This is a genomic window from Candidatus Pelagibacter bacterium nBUS_25 (assembly GCF_051200975.1).
Classification (GTDB): domain Bacteria; phylum Pseudomonadota; class Alphaproteobacteria; order Pelagibacterales; family Pelagibacteraceae; genus Pelagibacter.
In genome coordinates this window covers 255,724-276,447 of the sequence record NZ_CP172846.1, presented here as the reverse complement: position 1 = coordinate 276,447, position 20,724 = coordinate 255,724, and the positions used below count along the sequence as shown (strand labels likewise).

The 20,724-nt window shown below is 30.5% G+C and carries 23 protein-coding genes and 1 pseudogene; 2 read left to right on the top strand and 22 right to left on the bottom strand.

The features are described from left to right. Nucleotides 1-6: 6 nt before the first annotated feature. The 14 genes from ACIJYH_RS01425 to ACIJYH_RS01360 all read right to left on the bottom strand — a co-directional run bounded on the left by ACIJYH_RS01425 (nucleotide 7) and on the right by ACIJYH_RS01360 (nucleotide 12,094). Nucleotides 7-1,338 carry a branched-chain amino acid ABC transporter permease gene (locus tag ACIJYH_RS01425; protein WP_435164223.1) on the bottom strand — a complete coding sequence of 444 codons (1,332 nt, stop codon included), beginning with the start codon at nucleotides 1,336-1,338 and terminating at the stop codon, nucleotides 7-9. Between the two features lie 35 nt (nucleotides 1,339-1,373). After that, nucleotides 1,374-2,384 carry a branched-chain amino acid ABC transporter permease gene (locus ACIJYH_RS01420; RefSeq protein WP_435086468.1) on the bottom strand — a complete coding sequence of 337 codons (1,011 nt, stop codon included), beginning with the start codon at nucleotides 2,382-2,384 and terminating at the stop codon, nucleotides 1,374-1,376. Between the two features lies 1 nt (nucleotide 2,385). Continuing rightward, nucleotides 2,386-3,093, bottom strand: a complete 708-nt coding sequence (locus ACIJYH_RS01415) for an ABC transporter ATP-binding protein (protein WP_435163437.1) — start codon at nucleotides 3,091-3,093, stop codon at nucleotides 2,386-2,388. Then, nucleotides 3,093-3,881, bottom strand: coding sequence for an ABC transporter ATP-binding protein (locus ACIJYH_RS01410; protein WP_435163435.1), 789 nt, complete (start codon nucleotides 3,879-3,881; stop codon nucleotides 3,093-3,095). Before ACIJYH_RS01410 ends, ACIJYH_RS01415 begins: the two co-directional genes overlap by 1 nt. A gap of 2 nt (nucleotides 3,882-3,883) precedes the next feature. Then, the gene (locus ACIJYH_RS01405; protein WP_435163433.1) at nucleotides 3,884-4,651 is read right to left on the bottom strand and encodes a pyrroline-5-carboxylate reductase; all 768 of its coding nucleotides are present in this window, start codon (nucleotides 4,649-4,651) and stop codon (nucleotides 3,884-3,886) included. Nucleotides 4,652-4,683: 32 nt separating this feature from the next. Continuing rightward, entirely contained in the window at nucleotides 4,684-5,595 is a 912-nt protein-coding gene (gene glaH / locus ACIJYH_RS01400) for a glutarate dioxygenase GlaH (protein ID WP_435163431.1), read from the bottom strand. Further along, entirely contained in the window at nucleotides 5,595-5,918 is a 324-nt protein-coding gene (locus tag ACIJYH_RS01395) for an AzlD domain-containing protein (RefSeq protein WP_435163429.1), read from the bottom strand. The genes glaH and ACIJYH_RS01395 overlap by 1 nt, the downstream gene beginning before the upstream one ends. Further along, the gene (locus ACIJYH_RS01390; protein WP_435097624.1) at nucleotides 5,908-6,612 is read right to left on the bottom strand and encodes an AzlC family ABC transporter permease; all 705 of its coding nucleotides are present in this window, start codon (nucleotides 6,610-6,612) and stop codon (nucleotides 5,908-5,910) included. The genes ACIJYH_RS01395 and ACIJYH_RS01390 overlap by 11 nt, the downstream gene beginning before the upstream one ends. Then, nucleotides 6,612-7,397, bottom strand: a complete 786-nt coding sequence (locus tag ACIJYH_RS01385; RefSeq protein ID WP_435163427.1) for an ABC transporter ATP-binding protein — start codon at nucleotides 7,395-7,397, stop codon at nucleotides 6,612-6,614. The genes ACIJYH_RS01390 and ACIJYH_RS01385 overlap by 1 nt, the downstream gene beginning before the upstream one ends. After that, entirely contained in the window at nucleotides 7,397-8,137 is a 741-nt protein-coding gene (locus ACIJYH_RS01380) for an ABC transporter ATP-binding protein (protein ID WP_435163425.1), read from the bottom strand. The genes ACIJYH_RS01385 and ACIJYH_RS01380 overlap by 1 nt, the downstream gene beginning before the upstream one ends. After that, nucleotides 8,137-9,189, bottom strand: coding sequence for a branched-chain amino acid ABC transporter permease (locus ACIJYH_RS01375; RefSeq protein ID WP_435164220.1), 1,053 nt, complete (start codon nucleotides 9,187-9,189; stop codon nucleotides 8,137-8,139). Before ACIJYH_RS01375 ends, ACIJYH_RS01380 begins: the two co-directional genes overlap by 1 nt. Further along, nucleotides 9,189-10,082 (bottom strand): branched-chain amino acid ABC transporter permease, encoded by an 894-nt coding sequence (locus tag ACIJYH_RS01370; RefSeq protein ID WP_435097615.1) that lies wholly within the window; start codon nucleotides 10,080-10,082, stop codon nucleotides 9,189-9,191. The genes ACIJYH_RS01375 and ACIJYH_RS01370 overlap by 1 nt, the downstream gene beginning before the upstream one ends. A 65-nt stretch (nucleotides 10,083-10,147) precedes the next feature. Then, nucleotides 10,148-11,389: an amino acid ABC transporter substrate-binding protein gene (locus tag ACIJYH_RS01365; protein ID WP_435163423.1), complete on the bottom strand. Its 1,242-nt coding sequence runs from the start codon at nucleotides 11,387-11,389 to the stop codon at nucleotides 10,148-10,150. Between the two features lie 90 nt (nucleotides 11,390-11,479). Further along, entirely contained in the window at nucleotides 11,480-12,094 is a 615-nt protein-coding gene (locus ACIJYH_RS01360) for a LysE family translocator (RefSeq protein ID WP_435163421.1), read from the bottom strand. Between the two features lie 121 nt (nucleotides 12,095-12,215). On the opposite strand from ACIJYH_RS01360, the gene ACIJYH_RS01355 reads away from it, so the two are divergent. After that, nucleotides 12,216-12,512, top strand: a complete 297-nt coding sequence (locus ACIJYH_RS01355; RefSeq protein ID WP_435088661.1) for a TIGR03643 family protein — start codon at nucleotides 12,216-12,218, stop codon at nucleotides 12,510-12,512. A gap of 3 nt (nucleotides 12,513-12,515) precedes the next feature. Further along, nucleotides 12,516-12,770 carry a glutaredoxin 3 gene (gene grxC, locus ACIJYH_RS01350; protein ID WP_435163419.1) on the top strand — a complete coding sequence of 85 codons (255 nt, stop codon included), beginning with the start codon at nucleotides 12,516-12,518 and terminating at the stop codon, nucleotides 12,768-12,770. A gap of 28 nt (nucleotides 12,771-12,798) precedes the next feature. On the opposite strand, the gene msrB is transcribed toward grxC, so the two are convergent. The 8 genes and pseudogenes from msrB to mreC all read right to left on the bottom strand — a co-directional run bounded on the left by msrB (nucleotide 12,799) and on the right by mreC (nucleotide 20,721). Further along, nucleotides 12,799-13,170, bottom strand: coding sequence for a peptide-methionine (R)-S-oxide reductase MsrB (gene msrB, locus ACIJYH_RS01345; protein ID WP_435163417.1), 372 nt, complete (start codon nucleotides 13,168-13,170; stop codon nucleotides 12,799-12,801). Nucleotides 13,171-13,173: 3 nt separating this feature from the next. Beyond that, entirely contained in the window at nucleotides 13,174-14,124 is a 951-nt protein-coding gene (locus ACIJYH_RS01340; RefSeq protein ID WP_435163415.1) for a D-2-hydroxyacid dehydrogenase family protein, read from the bottom strand. Next, complete coding sequence (locus ACIJYH_RS01335; protein ID WP_435163413.1) at nucleotides 14,117-15,010, bottom strand: DMT family transporter; 894 nt, start codon at nucleotides 15,008-15,010, stop codon at nucleotides 14,117-14,119. Before ACIJYH_RS01335 ends, ACIJYH_RS01340 begins: the two co-directional genes overlap by 8 nt. Before the next feature lie 3 nt (nucleotides 15,011-15,013). Then, nucleotides 15,014-16,255 (bottom strand): NAD(P)/FAD-dependent oxidoreductase, encoded by a 1,242-nt coding sequence (locus tag ACIJYH_RS01330; RefSeq protein WP_435163411.1) that lies wholly within the window; start codon nucleotides 16,253-16,255, stop codon nucleotides 15,014-15,016. A gap of 69 nt (nucleotides 16,256-16,324) precedes the next feature. Next, entirely contained in the window at nucleotides 16,325-17,449 is a 1,125-nt protein-coding gene (gene rodA, locus ACIJYH_RS01325) for a rod shape-determining protein RodA (protein WP_435163409.1), read from the bottom strand. After that, a pseudogene (mrdA, locus tag ACIJYH_RS01320) lies at nucleotides 17,450-19,302 on the bottom strand (penicillin-binding protein 2). A gap of 43 nt (nucleotides 19,303-19,345) precedes the next feature. Beyond that, the gene (locus ACIJYH_RS01315) at nucleotides 19,346-19,864 is read right to left on the bottom strand and encodes a rod shape-determining protein MreD (protein ID WP_435163407.1); all 519 of its coding nucleotides are present in this window, start codon (nucleotides 19,862-19,864) and stop codon (nucleotides 19,346-19,348) included. After that, nucleotides 19,864-20,721, bottom strand: coding sequence for a rod shape-determining protein MreC (mreC, locus tag ACIJYH_RS01310; protein WP_435163405.1), 858 nt, complete (start codon nucleotides 20,719-20,721; stop codon nucleotides 19,864-19,866). The genes ACIJYH_RS01315 and mreC overlap by 1 nt, the downstream gene beginning before the upstream one ends. Nucleotides 20,722-20,724 lie beyond the last annotated feature (3 nt).

Genomic DNA, 20,724 nt, shown 5'->3' with positions numbered 1-20,724 from the left:
TATAGGTTATTTTATTTCTATTTTCTCTGGAAGTATACCTTTAGGTCGATATCTCATTATCAATAACAAACCTAGACCCATCATTAAATATCTAAAATAAGGAACACTTTCTATTAAATGAATTTTTAAAACGTGCGTATCTGCCATTCCAGAAGTAAATAAATTGATTAAAAACAATGCAATTGGTGCAGCTTCTATCCATAAAAACCATACAGCAAATCCACCTAATATTGCTCCAAAGTTATTACCACTTCCACCTACAATTACCATAACCCAAATAAGAAAAGTATATCTCATGGGTCTATAACTTCCTGGTGTGAATAGTCCATCTTGAGTGACCAACATAGCACCAGCTATTCCAACGATTGCTGAACCTAAAATAAAAATCAACAAATGTTGTTTAACAACATTTTTTCCCATTGCATTTGCAGCTTCTTCATTGTCTCTAATAGCTCTCATCATTCTACCCCATGGAGAGTAAAGAGCTTTTTGTGTTAAAATTAAAAGGACAATAACAACAACTAAAAATAGTCCAGAATAACAAAGTTTAACAAATACTGATGATCCCTCTATAACAAGTTGATTAAGTGCAGCCTGTCGATCTGCCAAATCAGAAATTAAGGCTAATTTTCCAGAATTAAATTTTTCAACTAAATTAATAAACCAATCAGTCGTTTGAAGATCTACTTCGTATGGTGCCGGTCTTTTAAGGCCAATTACATTTTTAACACCTCTAGTTAACCAGTCTTCATGTTTAATTATTGCAATTACAATTTCAGAAATAAGCAATGTGGCAATTGCTAAATAGTCAGCTCTTAAACCTAAGGCAACTTTTCCAACTATAAAAGCTAAACCCGCTGCAAAGAAAGCTCCAACTATCCATGAAAAAATAATAGGCAATCCAAAACCACCGAGAAATCCTGTTTTAGCAGGGTTAACTGCCTCAATAGCTTCAATTCCTGGTTCAGCAGTTATTCTGATAATTACAATTCCAGCAACAATAATTCCAGCAATTCCATAAGTTCTTAATTTAGATTTTTCAAAATTTTTTAAAATAAATCGAATGGCTAATACCATTACTATAATTAACCATAAGCACATTAATATATCAAAACCTCCTGCACGCCATGCTTCTTGAACAGGATCTACAGATATCAAAACTGCTGCTAGTCCACCTAGGGCAGTGTACCCCATAATTCCAAAGTTGATTAACCCAGCATAGCCCCATTGAATATTGGCACCCATTGTCATCACTGCTGAAATTAAGCACATATTAAATATTGATAAAGCTATGTTCCATGATTGAAAAATTCCAACTAGAATTATCAAACCCATCATGATGCTGTAAGCAGCAATTACATTTAAATTTTTTCTCACAAGACTTTCCCTTTAAATATTCCCGAGGGTCGATACAATAGTACTATAACTAATATTGAGAACGAAACTGCAAATTTATAATCTGTTGATAAAAGCTGAACCAAACTCTCAGGCTCCATACTCTCAGGTAAAATATACATAAAGAATTTTTTATAAGCATAAGTTAAAAATATTTCTGAAAAAGCAATAACATAACCCCCTAAAAATGCCCCAAATGGGTTTCCTATTCCCCCCACTATTGCAGCAGCAAATATTGGAAGCATGTTATTAAAGTAAGTAAATGGCTTAAAACTTTTATCTAAACCATATAAAACTCCCCCAATTGTTGCTAAAATTCCAGCAATTATCCAGGTAATCATAACAATTCTTTTTGGATCAATTCCAGAAAGTAATGCCAGATCTTCATTGTCAGAATAAGCTTTCATGCTTTTTCCAGTCTTCGTTTTATTTAAAAACCAAAATAATAATGAAACTAAAACAATAGTTACAAATATAGTTAGTACTTGAGTAGACTTAATGGCCAAACCTTCATTAAGACCAGTCATTTCTTTAAATTCTCCTGCTTTGATAATAAATTTTTGTCCATCAAAAAACCTTTGGTCTGCTGGTCCAATAATAATTCTTACAACTGCTTGAGTGACAAACATTACACCAATACTTACCATGGCAAGTTGAACTGGAGGGCTTTTGTTTACTCTGTAATATCTAAAAACAAATTTATCAATGAAAAGCATGTAGGCAATCATAAACATTATAGCAAATGGAATTGCTACTAGTGCTGTCGGCAAAACTCCCAATGAAAAACCTAGTGATTGCAGATACCACGTAAATAAAATCGTAACCATTGTTCCAAATGACATCATGTCTCCTGTTGCAAAGTTAGCAAATCTTAAAATTCCATAAATTAATGTAACAAAAATTGCACCAAGCGCTAATTGAGAACCATAAGATAGCGCAGGAATAAATATATAATTTAATAAAAGTATAATTGAATTCAGAATATCCATATCATCCACCTAGAAAAGAGCTTCTTACTCTTTGATCGTTTAATAATTCTTGACCAGTTCCTGAATAACGATTTTCTCCAGTTACTAAGACATAGCCTCTGTCTGAAATATTTAAAGCTTGTTTAGCATTTTGTTCTACCATTAATATTGCAACATTAGTTCTTTTAACTTTTACTATATGGTCAAATAACTCATCCATAACAATTGGAGAAACACCTGCTGTTGGTTCGTCCAACATTAAAACTGTTGGCTTGATCATTAATGCACGACCAAGAGCCACTTGTTGTCTCTGCCCACCAGATAACTCTCCAACTAATTGGTTTCTTTTTTCTTTAAGAATAGGAAATAAATTATAAATTTCATCTATAGTATCTTTGATCTCATCATTAACTAAAAAAGCACCCATTTCTAAATTTTCTTCAACAGTCATTCCTGCAAAAACATTTTTAGTTTGCGGCACAAAAGAAATTCCTTTTTTTACTCTATCTTGAGGAGATAATTTTGAAATATCTTTACCATCTATAATTACTGATCCAGATTTTAGATTAAGCAAACCAAGCATAGCTTTCATGGCTGTTGATTTGCCAGCTCCATTTGGCCCAAGAATTGAAACAATCTCACCTTGGTTCACATTCACGGTACAAGAATTAATGATATCTGGTCCATTACCATATCCACCTGTCATTCCATTTCCTTCAAAATATGCCATTAATTTTGATCCTTAAGTTTTGAACCTCTACCAAGGTAACTTTCTATTACTTTTTCATCTTTTTTAGCATCTTCAACTGTTCCCTCAAATAAAACTGAGCCTTCTGCCATGACTATTACGGGATCACACAATCTACCAATAAAATCCATATCATGCTCAATCATGCAGAATGTATAACCCTTCTCTTTATTTAACTTTTCAATAGCTGTTCCAAGATCTTTTAGTAAAGTTCTATTAACACCAGCCCCTACTTCATCAAGTAAAACTAATTTAGCATCTACCATCATAGTTCTACCTAGTTCTAATAATTTTTTTTGACCTCCTGATAAATTTCCAGCAAGTTCGTTTGTTAAATGACCTAGGTTTAAAAAATCTACAACTTCTTTAGCTTTGTCTTTAACTAATGCTTCTTCCTCTTCAACTAGCTTTGGTTTTAATAATGCAGTCATTAATTTTTCTCCAGATTGATTTCCTGGAACCATCATTAAATTTTCTAATACAGATAAATTTGAAAACTCATGAGCAATTTGAAAAGTTCTTAGTAATCCTTTTGAAAATAATTCATATGATGGAACATCTGTAATATTTTCCTGATCAAAAGTAACTGAGCCAGATGATGATTTTAAATTACCTGCAATTAAGTTAAATAAAGTGGTTTTGCCAGATCCATTTGGGCCAATAATTCCTGTTATTGTTCCTTTCTTAACTTTTAAAGAACAATCAGACACAGCTGCTAAACCCCCAAAGTATTTAGATAGATTGTTAATTTCTAAAATATTTTCTGACATTTTTATTTACTAAGTCTTTTATGAATACTATTTAATGTTTTGTCTAATGAATTGAAAAATCCAGCTTTAGTAAGTTCTTTAACACCTTGCTCATTAAGGCCTTTTGGTGTTTGTGACTCTTTTACTAAATACTTTAAATCTTTTTTTGAGTTTACAACTGCATCTTCTGATAATGCTAAGAATAATGATGTTATATATTTTTGAGCATTATTTCTTTTGACTCCTCTTTTAACTAGCCAATTAGTCATACTACTTAATAGTTGATAAAAAGGTGCCATCATTCCTGAGGTAGACCAAAAGTTAATAGATGATTTTTCATTTTTAACTTCGACAGTAGTTCCAATTTTATCAAAGAAAGCTTTTACTTTTTTATCAGGAGGGCATATCGGGACTGGTCCTTTTTTCAATGATATTGGCGGCAATGGTATGGCTCTTATAATCTTAGCTTTAACTTTTATTGCTTTTTTTAATTGAGACAAAGTAATTGTAGAAATAAAACTTATTATTGTTTGTTTTGATTTAAATTTTAGATCTTTAATTATATTCTCACCAACAATAGGTGTAACAGCTAAAAATACCCAATCACATTTATCAACTATTTGCTGATTATCTTTAGCAATAATTATTTCTTTAAATTTTTGTTTTAAACTTCTAGCAATCTTTTTATTTCTTGCTGAGATTAAAATTTTATTAAATGAAATTTTGGATGTACAAATACCAGTAATTACTGAAGATGATATTTTGCCCGTGCCTATAAATCCTAAATTCATAAATTTGAATACTTTATATTGATTATATTGAATTAATTAATAAAAAAAGAGCCTCTAATTCTTAATAATTCTCTACTTAATTCTTCATTTTCTTTAAAAGGTTTTCTTCCGTGTAACCAAAAGTAATTATTAGCAATTATTGAAGATCCAACAGGCAATTTAGTTATAGTTTTATTTTTACTTTCTTCTAAAGCGTCTGATAATCTTTGTAAAAAATTACCTTGTTCCATATTCTTAGGCTCTGGAAACTGATCTATATAAGAAATATTAGGTTTTCCATTTTCATCTGATGAAAAAACTGGATGTTCTACCTTATAATCTACATTTTTACTTTTAGGTGAGCCCCAAACGAAATTCTGTTTTCCAACAGGATCGTTGTATAAATCATCACAATGTTCCCAATCATCGAGGTGTAACATTGCAGTCTCTCCACCTTCTACATTTTGTTCATCAATTTTGGACATTAACAGCCAATCTGTAACCTCTTTAACATAAGTTCCATCTGTGTGTAGATCCATATTTCTGTATGCTTTTCTTAAATACGAGTCACTTTTATCTTCATGCTTCACAACAAATCTCGCATAATACTTACCAGCCATCGAGTCATGATTGGGTGTTCCTATTAAGTGGGCAATAGCAGTAGATAGCTTAACTAGAAATTTATCATTAATTTTTGCTGTAATATTTTTAGGACCAATTACAAAACAACCTGTAGATCTATCTCTAATGATGGAATTCATTAATTTGCTTAACTTATTATTTGTTAAATCATCTAAGCTTTTTGCAATAGTGAATCGCGTAAAGGGTCTAAGTTCTAACGCTGTTAAATCAAATTTATTGAAAGGGAATATTAGTTTTTCAATAATTTCATTTTCAAGATCAATATTAATTATTCTTTTTGAATTATTATGTTCTGAAATTGTTAAACCAGAAATTTTTTCCATTATAAATACTCACTTAATAATGCCATCATGATAGCAGAAATTACAGTCGGATAAACAAAATTTCTTTTAGATAGAAAAAAAATAAATAAGCAAAATAATACCACTGTTATTCTACTTAAATAACTTGCATCAGATAATACTCCTACAGGAAAAATAATTGTTCTAGCTATCAAGGCTGCTAAAGTTGAATAGGCCAAACAATTAAACCATCTAAATAATTTCGAAGTTTCTTTTATTCCTTCTGATGAAATCACACCTAATAATCTTGAAGAAAAAGTTGCAAGTGAAGTGACTAAGATTGCAAGAACTACACTAGTTGACATTAAGTTCTCCTACAAAATAAGCAATGGTTCCACCAACAACGCCACCAAGTAAAATTGACCATTCTGGAGATAAAAAATAAAATATTGGCCCCAACAGCAAACCTAATATTACTGACGCACCTATTTGGATAGTTTTCATTGCACCTACCATCATACATAAAAAATAAATAGGATTTAAAATCGCTAACCCCATCATCATATTTTTATCTAAATAATCTGATGCAAAAAACCCAATAAATGTGCCTACTACAGCAGTAGTCCATGTTGCACAGCCAATTCCAATCCAAAAGTCTATTCTGTGTTTTTTTTCAATATCTTTATAATTACTTTTCATTATTAGCCATGCTGACACAGCAATGAAATGACATGAGAAGTAATACTTCCACTTTGGCTGACTTTTGTGCATCATTAATGGAAATAAAGAAACAGCCATTGGATATAATCGAGCATTAACAAACCAAACAGCTAGAAAAATATTTAATAACGAAGCACCAACTAATAATGACTCAGCCATTACTAGTGATCCAGGTAAAGCATAAGTCAACATTGTTGAAAAAATACTTTCTTGAATATTAAACCCTAAATTTTTAAGTAAAGCTCCAATTGCTATGAAGCAGCAACCAAGTGCAAGTGCTGGGCTGTCAGGTTTTATAATAGATTTAAAGCCTCTAAAGAAAAAATCTTTATTAATCATTAGCCTCCAAGGAATAATCTACCGACATCAGGATTATTTAACAAGTCATCCCCTTTGCCAGCAATAGCAGTTTGCCCTGATACTAAAACGTATCCAATGTCAGCAAACTCTAATCCCTTTTTAGCATTTTGTTCCACTAATATGATTGTTTTTTTTTCTGTTATCTGAAGGTCTCTTAAAATTTCAAAAACCATATCAATATATCTTGGCTCCAATCCAATTGAAGGCTCATCAACTAATAAAACAGATGGTTTCATTACGAGTGCTCTTGAAATTTCCAATAATCTTCTTTCACCACCAGATAAAACTTTTGCTGGTTGGTTTCTTCTGTTTCTTAATCGTTCATATTTTTCAAAAATTCTTTCTGCTTCTTGATAAGATTCATCTGTATTTTCTTTTATATAACCACCCATCAATAAATTCTCTTCCACTGTCATGTCTGGAAAAACAGAATTGTCTTGCAAGATATAGGCGATACCACATGACTTTAATTTTTCTGCTGGAGTTAAGTTTGTAATTTCTTTTTCATCAATTTCTATTTGTCCTGAAAAAATATTTGTAAAACCATAAATTGAATGAAGAATTGTAGATTTTCCTGCGCCATTTGGTCCAATCAAACATAAAGATTGAGCTTTGCTAACTCGCAAATCAAAATCATGAAGAATTTCCATTTTTCCATAACCAGCAGATAGCTTATTAATAGTTACATGATTATTATCAGGAGATAATTTTTGTAACTCCTCTACACCTGGTGGTTTTCCTAATACATCATATTGATTAGACATTATTGGGCCCCCAAGTAAGCATCTAACACACGCTTATCATTTCTAATCTCTTCAGGTGTTCCATCAGCTAACATTTGACCATGAGCTAAACAGAAAACTTTTTGAGCTAAATTCATAATCACTTTCATATTGTGTTCAATAACCAATAAAGTAATTCCATATTCTTTATTTACTTTGATCAAACGATCAATAATTCCATTTATTAATGTTGGATTAATTCCTGCTGTTGGCTCATCTAATAAAAGCATTTTAGGCTCATTCATTAGTGCCATAGCAAGTTCTAATAATTTTTGCTGACCAAAAGAAAGGTCTCCTGCTCTAAGCTTTCTTTTTTGGTGAAGACCAACAAATTTCAATAAAGTTTCAGCTTTATCAGTTAAATCAGGTGGTATTTTTTGAAATACAGTAAGAATTCCATCATTTACAGGCTTATGGCTAATTAACATATTTTCAATACAGTTTAATTTTCCATAGATTCTTGTTTGTTGAAAAGTTCTTAACAATCCCAATTTTGCAACAACTGGTACAGGTAATTCAGAAACTTCTGTTCCATCAAATTTAATCGAACCCTTGTCAATTGGATAAGTTCCAACAATTGAATTAAATAATGTTGTTTTTCCTGATCCATTTGGTCCAATTAACCCAACAATTGATCCTTGTTCAACAGACATTGAAATGTCAACGTTAGCCTTTACACCACCAAAAGATTTACTAACTCCTGTTACATCCAATATAGACATTATTTTAATTCTACCTGCGCCTTTCGATCTGCTTCATCAATTGTTTCACCAAATTTTTCTGGGTATTTTTCTCTTAGCCATCCCATTATTCCCTCAGGAAAGTAAACAACGATTACTACAATTAAAACTCCTAAAGCAACATACTGCCAACCTAAAAAGTATGTCCAAAAACCTTCTTTAAATAAATGAAAAACAGTTGCGCCAACAAGTGGTCCCCATAAAGTTCCTTTTCCACCAAGGATTGCCATTAATACCATGAACACTCCAAAAGTTGGTCCAGCAAATGCTATTTCTGTTGGCTCAATGTAACCATTGATATGACCCATTAGCCCACCAGCTATTCCAACAAAAAATGCTGAAACCATCCAGCCAATAATTTTATATCTCATTGTATGAATTCCCATTGCTTCTGCTTTGTCTTCATTGTCTCTTATTGCATTTAGAACTAATCCAAACCTTGTGCTGTATGCCCACTTTAAAGTAATAAAAGTTACAACTGCTAAAGCAAAACTTAAGTAATATAAAAATTGTGACGAAGACTCGTTAGAACCAAACCCTTTTGGCCAAACAGGAACTGTCATACCTTGACCAGCTCCAATGATTTCTATTCCCCCAGCTATTTCTCCAGCAGCAATTCCTAATGCTAAGGTGCAAATAGCAAAATAGTGACCTCTTAAACCTAAAATTCCATAACCTATAACTCCAGCTATAATCATTGGAATTATACCTGATAATAATATTCCAACTCCAAAACCCTGAAAGAATTGTGGGATGGTATGAACAAAAGTTTTTTCACCTCCAGCGTCTGTCCATTCAGCTAAAGAAAAGAACATTGCAATTTGAGTGCTTGATGCAACATACATTCCAATACCAAAAAATAATATGTTTCCAAATGTGTTGTATCCCATTTGACCACCTTGAACATCCCATGTCATAGCTAATACGATTAGAATATAAAGAAATGACAACTGCAGCTTATAAGCGGGAAAAATAAATGCTCCAATTAATCCAAAAATTAATAGTCCCAGATATAAAAGAGTATTTTTATTTATCATTTTAAATACTCTCTTTTTCTTGATAATTTAAATCTTCTATAAACCAGTATGATTACTAATAACGAAAATACTGCTGCTATTCTAAATTCTGTTCCAAGTAGGTAATCTGCCCACTCTTCAAATACTCCTAATCCCATTCCAGATATTGCTACTGCCGGTAAATTTCCTAATCCAGCAATAATTACAATCATGAATGATCTGACAGTGTAAGGCAAGCCTGTGTATGGATGAAGTGTAAATGTAATTGCTATACATGCTCCTGCTATTCCACATAAAGCTGCGTTAATTCCAAAAGTTGCTGCATAAACTTTTTCAGTATCTACACCTAAAATCTTTGCTGCTCTTGCATTTTGAGCTGTTGCTCTAATTGCACGGCCTAACTTAGATTTTCTCATGTAAACAACAAGAATGATTGCTGATATTACACAAACTGCTCCTGAAAATATCTTGGCATTAGGAATTGTAACCATATTGTCAAACAACATAGTTGTTCCAAAATTTGACTGAGCAACCACAACATCTGCACCAAATGCAAAATTCATTAACTGTTGTGCTAGAATACTTATTCCAAATGTTGCAAGTATTGATGTAAATAAATCTTTATCTACTACTTTGTTAATAACAAGTTTGTACATTCCCCAACCAACACAATACATAATGATTGGTGACACAATTATTCCAAATGCTGGGTGTATTCCTGACAAATACATAAAGTAAGCGATGTAACCACCCATGATTACTAATTCCCCTTGAGCAATGTTAATTATATTCATTACTCCCCATTGCAATGCCATTCCATAAGCAATTAATGCAAACAAAATACCTAATAGTATTCCGTCCATTGACGCTTGAACCATTAACATTGGTGCTTGGAAAATTAGAAAGTCCATAAATTCTTAATGTGTTTTATTTAAAAATGCCCCCTATTACTAGGGAGCATTTTGCATATTAGATATTATCTTTTAGACCAAGATGGAATTGGGTGTACTAATTCAGCAGATGCCCATTTTGTAGGAGCAACAACTTTGTTTTCACATTTACTTCCATCATCGTTACATGATACTTGGAAAAGTACCATTGGCTTAGATACGTTTTGACCACCTTCAGCAAATTTTATGTTTCCATAAAAAGTTTGCATATCAGTAGCAGCTAAAGCATCTCTTACTTTTTTAGTATCAAAAGAATTTGCTCTTTCGAACGCATCTTTGAAAACCAATAAAGCAGCTGATGACTCAGCAGCTTGGTAAGGAGGCTCATATCCAAACTTAGCATTAAAGTCTCCAGCATATTTCATACCACCGCCAAAGAACTTGTCTTTGTATGATAGAGATTTATGCCATTGAGAAGCACAAAGTGCATACTCAGAAGCTTTACCATGTTGTTTAGATAATTTAGCAGCATCACAGTAAGTCATTGCTAACATTGGTACGTCAACTTTCATTTCTGAAATTTGTCTAACTGCTGTTAAAGCACCTTTAGTGTGACCTGAAACCACAAGAACATCTGGTTTAACTGCTTTTACTTTAGATAAAGTAGCAGCCATATCATTTAACTCTTTTGGTAACTTGTCATCAATAATGATTTTTGACTTTGTTCTTTTTGCAGCATCTACGATACCTAATCTCACGTCTTGTGAGAAAGCATCTTGTTCAAACGCCATTGCAATCTTAACTGGCTTACCGCCATTTTTTTCAACTGCAAGGTCAATTGCTACATCAAGATATAAGTTTGCTGGCGCAAGCACTGCAAATAAATATTTATAACCTTTGGTAAACAACGATCTAGATGCACCGTTAGCTTCTACCATAGGTATTCCATATTTTTCAGTTACAGGTGCCATAGCTTTAGTTAAACCTGAGCTGTATGGACCAAGCATGAACTGAACACCATCTTGTTTGATTAATCTTTCTGCAAGTTGAGCTGCTCTACCAGAGTTTGACTCATCATCGTAATAAATGATTTCAAACTTGTAAGATTTTCCACCAACTGTAACTCCACCCATGCTATTAATTCTCTCAACAGCTAAATTGTAACCGTTTTGAGTATGAACACCATTTGATGAATATTTTCCAGTTAATGAAACAGCTGCACCTAAAACAATTTTATCTCCAACAACCTTCGCGAAAGATACTGTTGAAGCTGAAATTAAAAGTGCGATTGCAGAAACCAATGTAATAATTATATTTCTGATTTTCATTTTATTTTCCTCTATTTATTTTTTTAAATTTAAAAACTGATTAAAGCCTTTAATTTTATAACAAACAAGACGGTAATAACAGGTTGCGACTTAATACTTTTGCATAAATACAATAATAAAAGCAATAATAACTAAAACGCACGCTGAAATTGTATTTATGACTTTAGGGTTAGCTTTAATCCAAACAATTAGTTTTCTAGCAAGTACAGCGTAAGCTATTAAAGATAAAAAATCTAAAACAATATAAGTTGTGATTAAAATAAAAAATTGAACAACATAATTTCCATTAAAGTCAATAAATTGTGGAAATATTAATGGAAAGAACATCCACGCCTTTGGACTTGTTCCTGCAACTAAAAAACCATCTCTAAAAAATGAAAATATAGTTTTTGATGAATTATTATCTGAGCTTACATTTTTTGGTTTTGATTTATAAAGATCATAAGCAAGATATAAAATATAAGTTACACCAACCCATTTAAAAATATTTAAAAAGTTTGGATTATCTGAAAAAAAAGATCCTATAACAAAAATTACTAAAGTAGCTTGTATAAAATTTGCAGTGATATCTCCCAATGCAGTCCAAATACATTTTTGAACTCCATAATTCATTGAGTATGAAATGATTACAATTCGAGGAGTACCAGGTGTAATAAATAAAAACAGGATTATTTGTAAAAATAGGAAATAATTTAAGGGAAACATTTTAAGGATAGATAGTCCAAAAAAACCGGGAGCTAAAGATGGCTAAGATGGACTATCAAACAGCATAATATCATACCCTAAAAAAAATGCATTAATCATTTTTTTCAAATATAAAGGATTTATGAAAAAAAAAGGTCACACCCCCATAACTAGAGTTAAAAATCCAGAGCCAAAAGTGGATGATCCAGATTGGATCGTTTGGGCTGCCTGGGCAGATAGGATCACTTTTGAAGAAATAGAAAAAAAGACTGGTAAGACAGAATCTGAGGTTATTAAGATTATGCGAAGATCAGTGAAACCTACCTCCTTTAGATTATGGAGAAAAAGAGTTAATCAAAAAAGTATAAAACATAGGAAAAAATTTGAATACTCTAGAAAAGAAATTACTAGTAAAATTAAAAAGAATGATTATTTATAATATATGAAATCAGTTACCATTTATACAGGGCCACTTTGTAATTACTGTGAAGCTGCTAAGAAATTATTAACTAGAAATAACGTTGAATTTAAAGAAATTAATATTGCAACAGTTGATGGTGCCATGGATGAGATGATTACAAAAGCAAATGGTAAAAGAACTATTCCTCAAATTTTCTTTGATGATCAACACATGGGTGGCTACGATGATGTTAGAACTTTAGAAAAAGAGAACAAGTTACAAGATCTTTTAAAATAAAAAATAATATTATTAAAATAAAATTGAGTTATTTTGGCCTAAAAACCAAACAAATACCGTTGTTACAGTATCTTTTTCCAGTTGGCTCTGGTCCGTCTTCAAATATATGTCCATGATGTCCACCACATTTTTTACAGTGGTATTCGGTTCTAGCGTAACCTAAATGATGATCAGTTTTAGTTTCAAATACATCAGGTAATGATTGATAAAATGAAGGCCAACCAGATCCACTTTCATATTTTGTGTTTGAGTCAAATAATTTTTCTCCACAATTGGCACAATGAAAACTTCCTTCTCTTTTCTCATGGTTAAGCTCACTTGTGCCTGCTAGTTCAGTTCCCTCTTCAAATAAAACTGATTGTTGTTCTGCAGTAAGATTAGGATTAATTTTTTTTGTCATTATTTATTCTATAACTCTTAAAGGTTTCCCTTCAACACAAGCTTCAAGATCTTCAATCATCTGAGTATAAAAAATACTATAATTTTCAGCAGTTACATAGCCAATGTGTGGTGTGAGTAACGCATTTGGCAAAAATCTTAATTTATTTCCTTCTGGCAAAGGTTCTTTTTCATAAACATCTAATCCTGCACCAAGAATAACATTAGTTGATAAAGCAATTATTAAATCATCTTCATTTACAATTAAACCTCTAGAAGTATTAATTAAAAAAGCTGTTTTTTTCATTTGATCAAATTCTTTAATTGTTATGCAATCTTTATAACGCTCTCCACCTTGAACATGAATTGAGATATAATCTGATGTTTTAATTAAATCTTCCTTAGTACATGGAAGCACATCTAATTCTTTACATTTATCTAAATCTAAATTCTCACTCCAAGCCATAACCTGCATACCAAATGCTTTTGCAATTTTAGCAACTTGTGAACCCACTCTTCCAAGACCAATTAAACCAATAATTTTTCCTTTAAGTTCAAAGCCTATCGTTGTTTGCCAATAACCTTGGTACATATTATCAATTTCAGTTTTAAGATTTTTTGATAACCCCAATATTAAAGCCCATGTTAATTCACATGTGGGATTAAAGTTAATCTCAGTGCCACAAACTATAATTTTTCTTTTTTTAGCAGCCTCTAAATCAATCGCTTTATTTCTTGAGCCACTTGTGATGATATATTTTAAATCATTTAGATTATCGATTATATTTTTTGTTATTGGTGTTCGCTCACGCATAATTAGCAGTGCTTCAAAATCAGCTAGTTGCTCGATGGCATCAGCCTCATCCAAAAAAGGTTCACTAAAAATTTTAAACTCATATTTTCCAGATAATTTTTTTAAATCCACAAATTCTTGTGAAACATCTTGATAGTCATCTAATATTGCAACTTTAAGCATTTTGAACTTTCTTATTTGATAAAAATAAACCTAATATAATTAAAATTGATCCAATTAAATGAAAAAATTTAAATTGTTCACTAAAAAAAATTATTGCCATTATTGTACTAAAAAAAGGGATTAATGATAAAAAAATACCCGCTCTATTAGCTCCTATGATTGAAACTGCTCCTGCCCAACAATAATAAGAACCTATGCTTGGGAATAATGCCAGATATATTAAAGTGTAGTAAAGATTGGAGTTAAAACTAACTCTTAGTCCTTGAGAATACTCATAAAGAAATTGTGGAAATATAAATATTAATCCAAAAGTACATAAAACATGAACCAGAGTTAAAAGTGGTAAAGTAAATTTTTTATTTTTTAAAAAAGCAGAATACAAACCCCAGGTAATAACTCCACCAATCATTATAAGATCTCCTTTATTAAAATTTAAAGTTAACAAAACATTTAAATCAAGTTTTGTAATTATCGATAAAATTCCAAATACAGATAATATCAATCCAAGTATTTGAAATTTGTTAGTTTTTTCAATTTTGAATAAAAAACATAAAAAAATTATAGCTGCAGGAATAGCTGTATTAAAAAGAGAAGCATTAATTACTTGAGTGTGAACTAATGATAAATATGTAAAAGTATTAAATAATCCAACACTTGTAAAAGCTAAAAAAAATAACAAAGGTAAATTATTTATAATTATAAGTTTATTTTTAATTATTTCTTTACAAGTAAAAGGTAAAAGAATTAACCAAACAAGAGACCATCTAAAGAATACAAGTGACATTGGTGGAATGTTTTCTAAAGATGCAAATTTTCCTACCATGAAATTGCCTGCCCAAAATAGTGTGGCGCACACTAGCATTATGTACGCTCTTACATTTTGCATAAATTAACTAAATCTTAATGAGCTATAAGGATCTAAATTTAAATTTGTATTTTCATTTGCGATCATTCCAGAAACAATCTTTCCAGAAATCGGCCCTAATGTCCAACCTAAATGATGGTGCCCAAAACAATAAAAAACATTTTTATGATTTTTTGATGGACCCATAACTGGAAGGAAATCTGGTAATGAAGGTCTAAACCCTAACCACTCATCTTCATGTTCAGGTAAATCTCCAAGCATATATTTAGCATTATTAATTAAGTTTTTAACTCTAGATTTTGATATCGGATTATCTAATCCACCAAATTCAACAGTTCCAACTACTCTTAAACCTTGTTCCATTGGAGTAATTCCAAAACCTCTATTTGAAAAAATAACTGGTCTATTTAATAAATGATCACAGCCTTTAAAGTGAACATGATAACCTCTTTCAGTATCTAGAGGTATTCTTTCACCTAAATTATCTGTTAACTTTTTAGAAAAAGCACCACAAGCAATTATCACTTTATTAAAAATAAAACTTTGATTTTCAGTTTTAAAAACTGGTTTTTCTCCATCAAAATTAATATCTTTAATATTTACCTTATTAAATTTTCCACCTTTCTTTAAGAATAGATCAAAAAGTTTTAAAAGGATCTTTCTTGGATTTCTTGCATGTCTTGCATACGGATAATAAACACCTGCGTGATAAAAAGGTTTAATGTGTGGTTCAAGATCATGAATTTCAGATTTATTAACTAATTGCTGCTCAACACCTAGCTCGTCTCTTATCTTAATTTCTAATTCTCTGCTTTTTAGATCTTGATCATTCCAAATATATAGAATTCCTTTATTTTCAACTAAACCCTCTAAATCAATTTCATCAAATAGCTCATCATAAGCAGGTAATGCTAAATCTAAAATTTGATGCATATTTTTAGCAGTGTGCATCATATTTTTTGTTGTAGAATTCATTATGAATTTTAAAAACCATGGAATCATCTTTGGTACATAGTTCCATTTCAAAGCTAAAGGTCCTGATGAACTTAATAACATTGAAGGTACATCTGCTAAAACATCTGGGCGATTTAAAGGAACTGAAGCATAAGGTGAAAAATGTCCTGCGTTTCCATAGGAGGCGGCTTGAGTACCAGGATTGTCTCTGTCAAAAATAGTTACGTCAAAACCTTTTTTTTGTAGAAACAAAGCATTTGATACACCTTGTATTCCTGCGCCTACGATTCCAACTTTAATATTTTTTTCCACAAATGCTTTTTATAATCAAATTTTAATATTTGGTAGTGACAAATTATACTTTATTTATATTAGAATTTTTTAAGCTATAGTTTGTTGGCTATGAACTTTAGCACTCATTACGATGCCAAAACCAATCATTGTTGCAAGCATTGAAGATCCCCCATATGACATTATTGGTAGAGGTGAGCCAACTATAGGCAGCAGCCCTAGCACCATTGATAAATTGACAGTAATATAAATAAAAATAGCAAATGCAAAACCAAAACAAAACAGTCTTGCAAAACTATTTTTTGAGATGGCACCTATTTGAATTATTCTCAGAATAATAATTGTGTATAGCAATAAAAGCCCTAACGAGCCTATAAAACCAAATTCTTCTGAAAATAAAGTAAAAATAAAGTCTGTGTGTTTTTCTGGAAGAAATTCTAAATAACTTTGGGTACCTTGCAGAAAACCTTTTCCTGAGAATCCCCCAGAACCTATAGCAATTTTAGATTGGATAATTTGATAACCAGCTCCTAATGGATCTCGATCAGGATCTAGAAAAGTTAAAATTCTTAGTTTTTGATAAGGCTCTAAATAAGTAATTATGAATGGTAATGAAATCAAAAAAGCTACAAATGACACAACAAAGTACTTTATTTTTACACCACCCAACCATATTACGATTAGCCCACTAGTTGCTATTAATATAGATGTTCCTAAATCAGGCTGAGATAATACAAACATTATTGGTATTACAATTATAGCCAGTGAAACAGAGATACTAGTGAATGAATTTACTTTTTCAATGCTCACACGATGATAATATTTTGCAAGGCATAAAATAATTCCTATTTTCATTAATTCTGATGGTTGTAAAACTAAAAAATATAAATTAATCCACCTTTGTGATCCTGATACTTTTACCCCATATAAAGAAACCCAAATAAGTAACAAAATGATTGCTACATATAAAAAATAAGAACATAGATGCCAAAACTTAATATTAAAAAAAGAAATCACTAACATCAGAATAAAAAAAACTATTAATTTTATTAAATGACTTTTTGTATGGTAAAGAAATTCACCCCCATCAGTAGAATACATTATAAAAACACTTAATGCTGATAAGATAATTATACAAAACAATAAAATAAAATCTAAATTTTTAATTTTTTGAAAAAAATTTTGATCTGAATTTAATCGTTTATACTGGTACATTTAAATATTAAACTCTTTGTAGTCTGGAAGTTTTTTTCTATATTCATGACGATCAACTATTAATTTAAATAATTCTTTTGCTATTGGTGCTGCAGCTGAACTTCCTGACCCACCATGCTCTACAATAATACTAACTGCATATCTTGGATTTTTATATGGACCAAAAGCAACATATAAAGCGTGATCCCTCTCTTCATATGGTATTTGAAAAGTTTTAAGATCAAGCTCTCGCTCTCTTTTACTTATTGACTTAACCTGAGCAGTTCCAGTTTTACCTGCAAATTGATATTTTGGATCTTCTATTCGCGACTTGTACGAAGTTCCTCTTAATTCATTGGTTGAACTAAACATTGCCTCTTGAATAATCTTAATATTTTTTTGATTATCATATAATGGATCATAAGAATTATTCAGTTTACTATCCTGCATATCTTTTTTAACTTGTTCAGATGTTAGTTGATTATCGTCAGTTAAAATTTTAGGCTTAATTTTATAACCACCATTGGCAATTTGAGCTGTCATTAAGCAAAGTTGAATAGGAGTTGTTTGAGTATATCCTTGACCAATACCAGTGATTAAAGTTTCACCTAATACCCAACCTTTACTAAGATTATTTATTTTCCATTTTGTATCAGGGAACTGACCTGTTTTTTCATTTTCAAAATATTCTCCTAAAACTTTTTTTCCTAAACCAAATTTATCAGCAGTAATTTTTAATCGATCTACACCAAGTTTTCTTGCTACTTCATAAAAATAGGTATCACATGATTGTTTCATAGCATTTTTTAAGGAAACATAACCATGACCTCTTTCTTTCCAACAGTGAAAAGTTTGGCCATATAATTCCATTTTACCTTTACAATTAACCTTAAATTTAGTGTCGATTATTCCATTTTCTAAAGCTGATAAAGCAACAATTGGTTTGATAGTTGAGCCTGGTGAATAAAGTCCTGAAATAGTTTTGTTAATTAATGGCTTTAATGGGTTGTTTCTAATCAATTGCCACTCATCTTGACTAATGCCAAATAAAAAAGAATTTGGGTTGTATGAGGGAGATGAATACATCGCAATTACTTCACCTGTATAAATATCCATCACACTTATTGAACCAGCTTTACCAGCCAATAATTTAGCAGATAATTTTTGCACTTCTGTATCGATTGTAATCCTTATTTTTGAGCCTGGTTTACCTTTTTGATACTCAAGATGATTTATTCTTTTACCATAAGCATTGACCTCATATCTTTGTATACCATTCACACCAATTAAATCATTTTCTAAAGTTTTTTCTAATCCCAACTTTCCAATCTTTATTCCTGGAACAAATTTTTCTTGAATCACTTTATTTGCTAAAATATCATCTTCATCAGGTTGACTTACATACCCTAATACATGGGTATAAATGTCGTCAAACGGATAATCTCTTGAAATAGTCATGACAGGTTTTACTCCTGCCAATTCATATAGATAATAGTTAATTTTTGAAAATTCGTCCCAACTTAAATTTTCTGAAATAATTAAACTTTCCCATGGCTTCAATTGTTTTCTTTTTTTTTTATTTTTTCAATTTTTTTTGAACTTAAGTTTAAAATTACTTTTAATCTTGAAAGAAGATAATTAAAATTTTCAACCTGCTCAGGAATAATGTGCAATTGATATACTTTTAAATTTCCAGCAATTATATTTCCAAAATAATCAATTATATTTCCTCGTGTAGGAGGCAGTTTCCACTCTCTAATTCTATTTTTGTCAGATAGTGTTAAATATTTTTTGTTATCATTAATTTGCAATGAAAATAAACGAGCAATTAATCCACTAAAGATAATCAACTTAGCTGCACCAATTATAAACATTCGTCGATTTATAATATCTGATTTTCTTATACCAAAATTTGTTTTAATCATTTTTCTGAATTGTGATTTTTTTTTCTAAAATACTAAATAAAAACAAAAAGATTGGATAAAAAATAAAAGTGAAACCTGAATTTATCATGTACCTTAAATAGTTTACTTCAATTGAGAATATAAAATCTAAAGTTATAATTTGGATAGAGTTAACTAATGAAATGGTAAATAATAATGATATCCAATCATTTATAAATTTTGGTGTAATGGTAATATTTCTCAAATATGCTGTTACTGCACAGATTAACAGATAACAAAAACTGCTAATACCTACCGGTAAACCAACCACTACATCATTAACTAAACCTGCTAGAAATATTGACCCATAATTTAAATATCTTGGATTTTTCAATGTCCAATAAAATATTAAAATATGAGCTATGTTTAATGAAAAATATTTTACTTCTAAGTAATTAAAATCAATTTTATTTAATACAGATAAAAATAAAAAAAATACAGGAAGATAAAATAATAATGATTTTGTGAGATTATATTTATTAAGTGACGACATTAATTACCGCTCCCGATGTCATAAGAAACGATTTTTACATAATCTAATTGTCTAAAATCAGAAAAAAAATTTACTTTATTTTCTTTATTTATATTATCAGAGAATATTTTGCCTACTGGTAAGCCTGATTTAAATAAACCACCATATCCAGAGGTATAAACAATCATTTCTTTGCCATCTATTTTTTGATTATATTCATCTTTAGTGTATTCAATGACACCATGATTTTTTCCTGTTCCAGAAACCACAGCATGAATATCTATTGGTTCTAATAAAACTGGAATTTTACTATTTAAATCAGATAAGAGTAACGCTCTAGAATTGGTGTAATTTACTTCAATTATTTTACCCACTAAATAGATACCATCTACAATTGCCATACCAATTTTGACATTGTCTTTTGAACCTTTGTTTAAAATAATTGATTTTAAATAAGGACTGTCTTTGTCGACTAAAACCTTCGCATACACATCTTCTGACTGTACTGTTTCGTTAATTAGTTCTCTTAATTTATTATTTTCTAAAACTAAAAAATCGTTAGATAGTTTATTTTCCTTTAATTTTTTTAATTCAATTTCATTTTTTTTATACTGATTATAAAAGTTAAAATGTTCCTCTATTTTAATTTTAACATCTTTAAAATAATTTTCTGGAGAAGAGGCAATAAAAGATGAGCGATAAACAACTTCATTAATACCTATTTTTATATATTGAACAGCTTTAAAATTTAAACTTCCTAATATTATTATAACAAAGGATAAAAATATATAAGTTAGTAATGAAAATTTTTGCTGATAACTTTTTTTTAAAAAAGCAGATCTAATTGCAATTACAAAATCATCTCTGCTTGAAGCCATAGA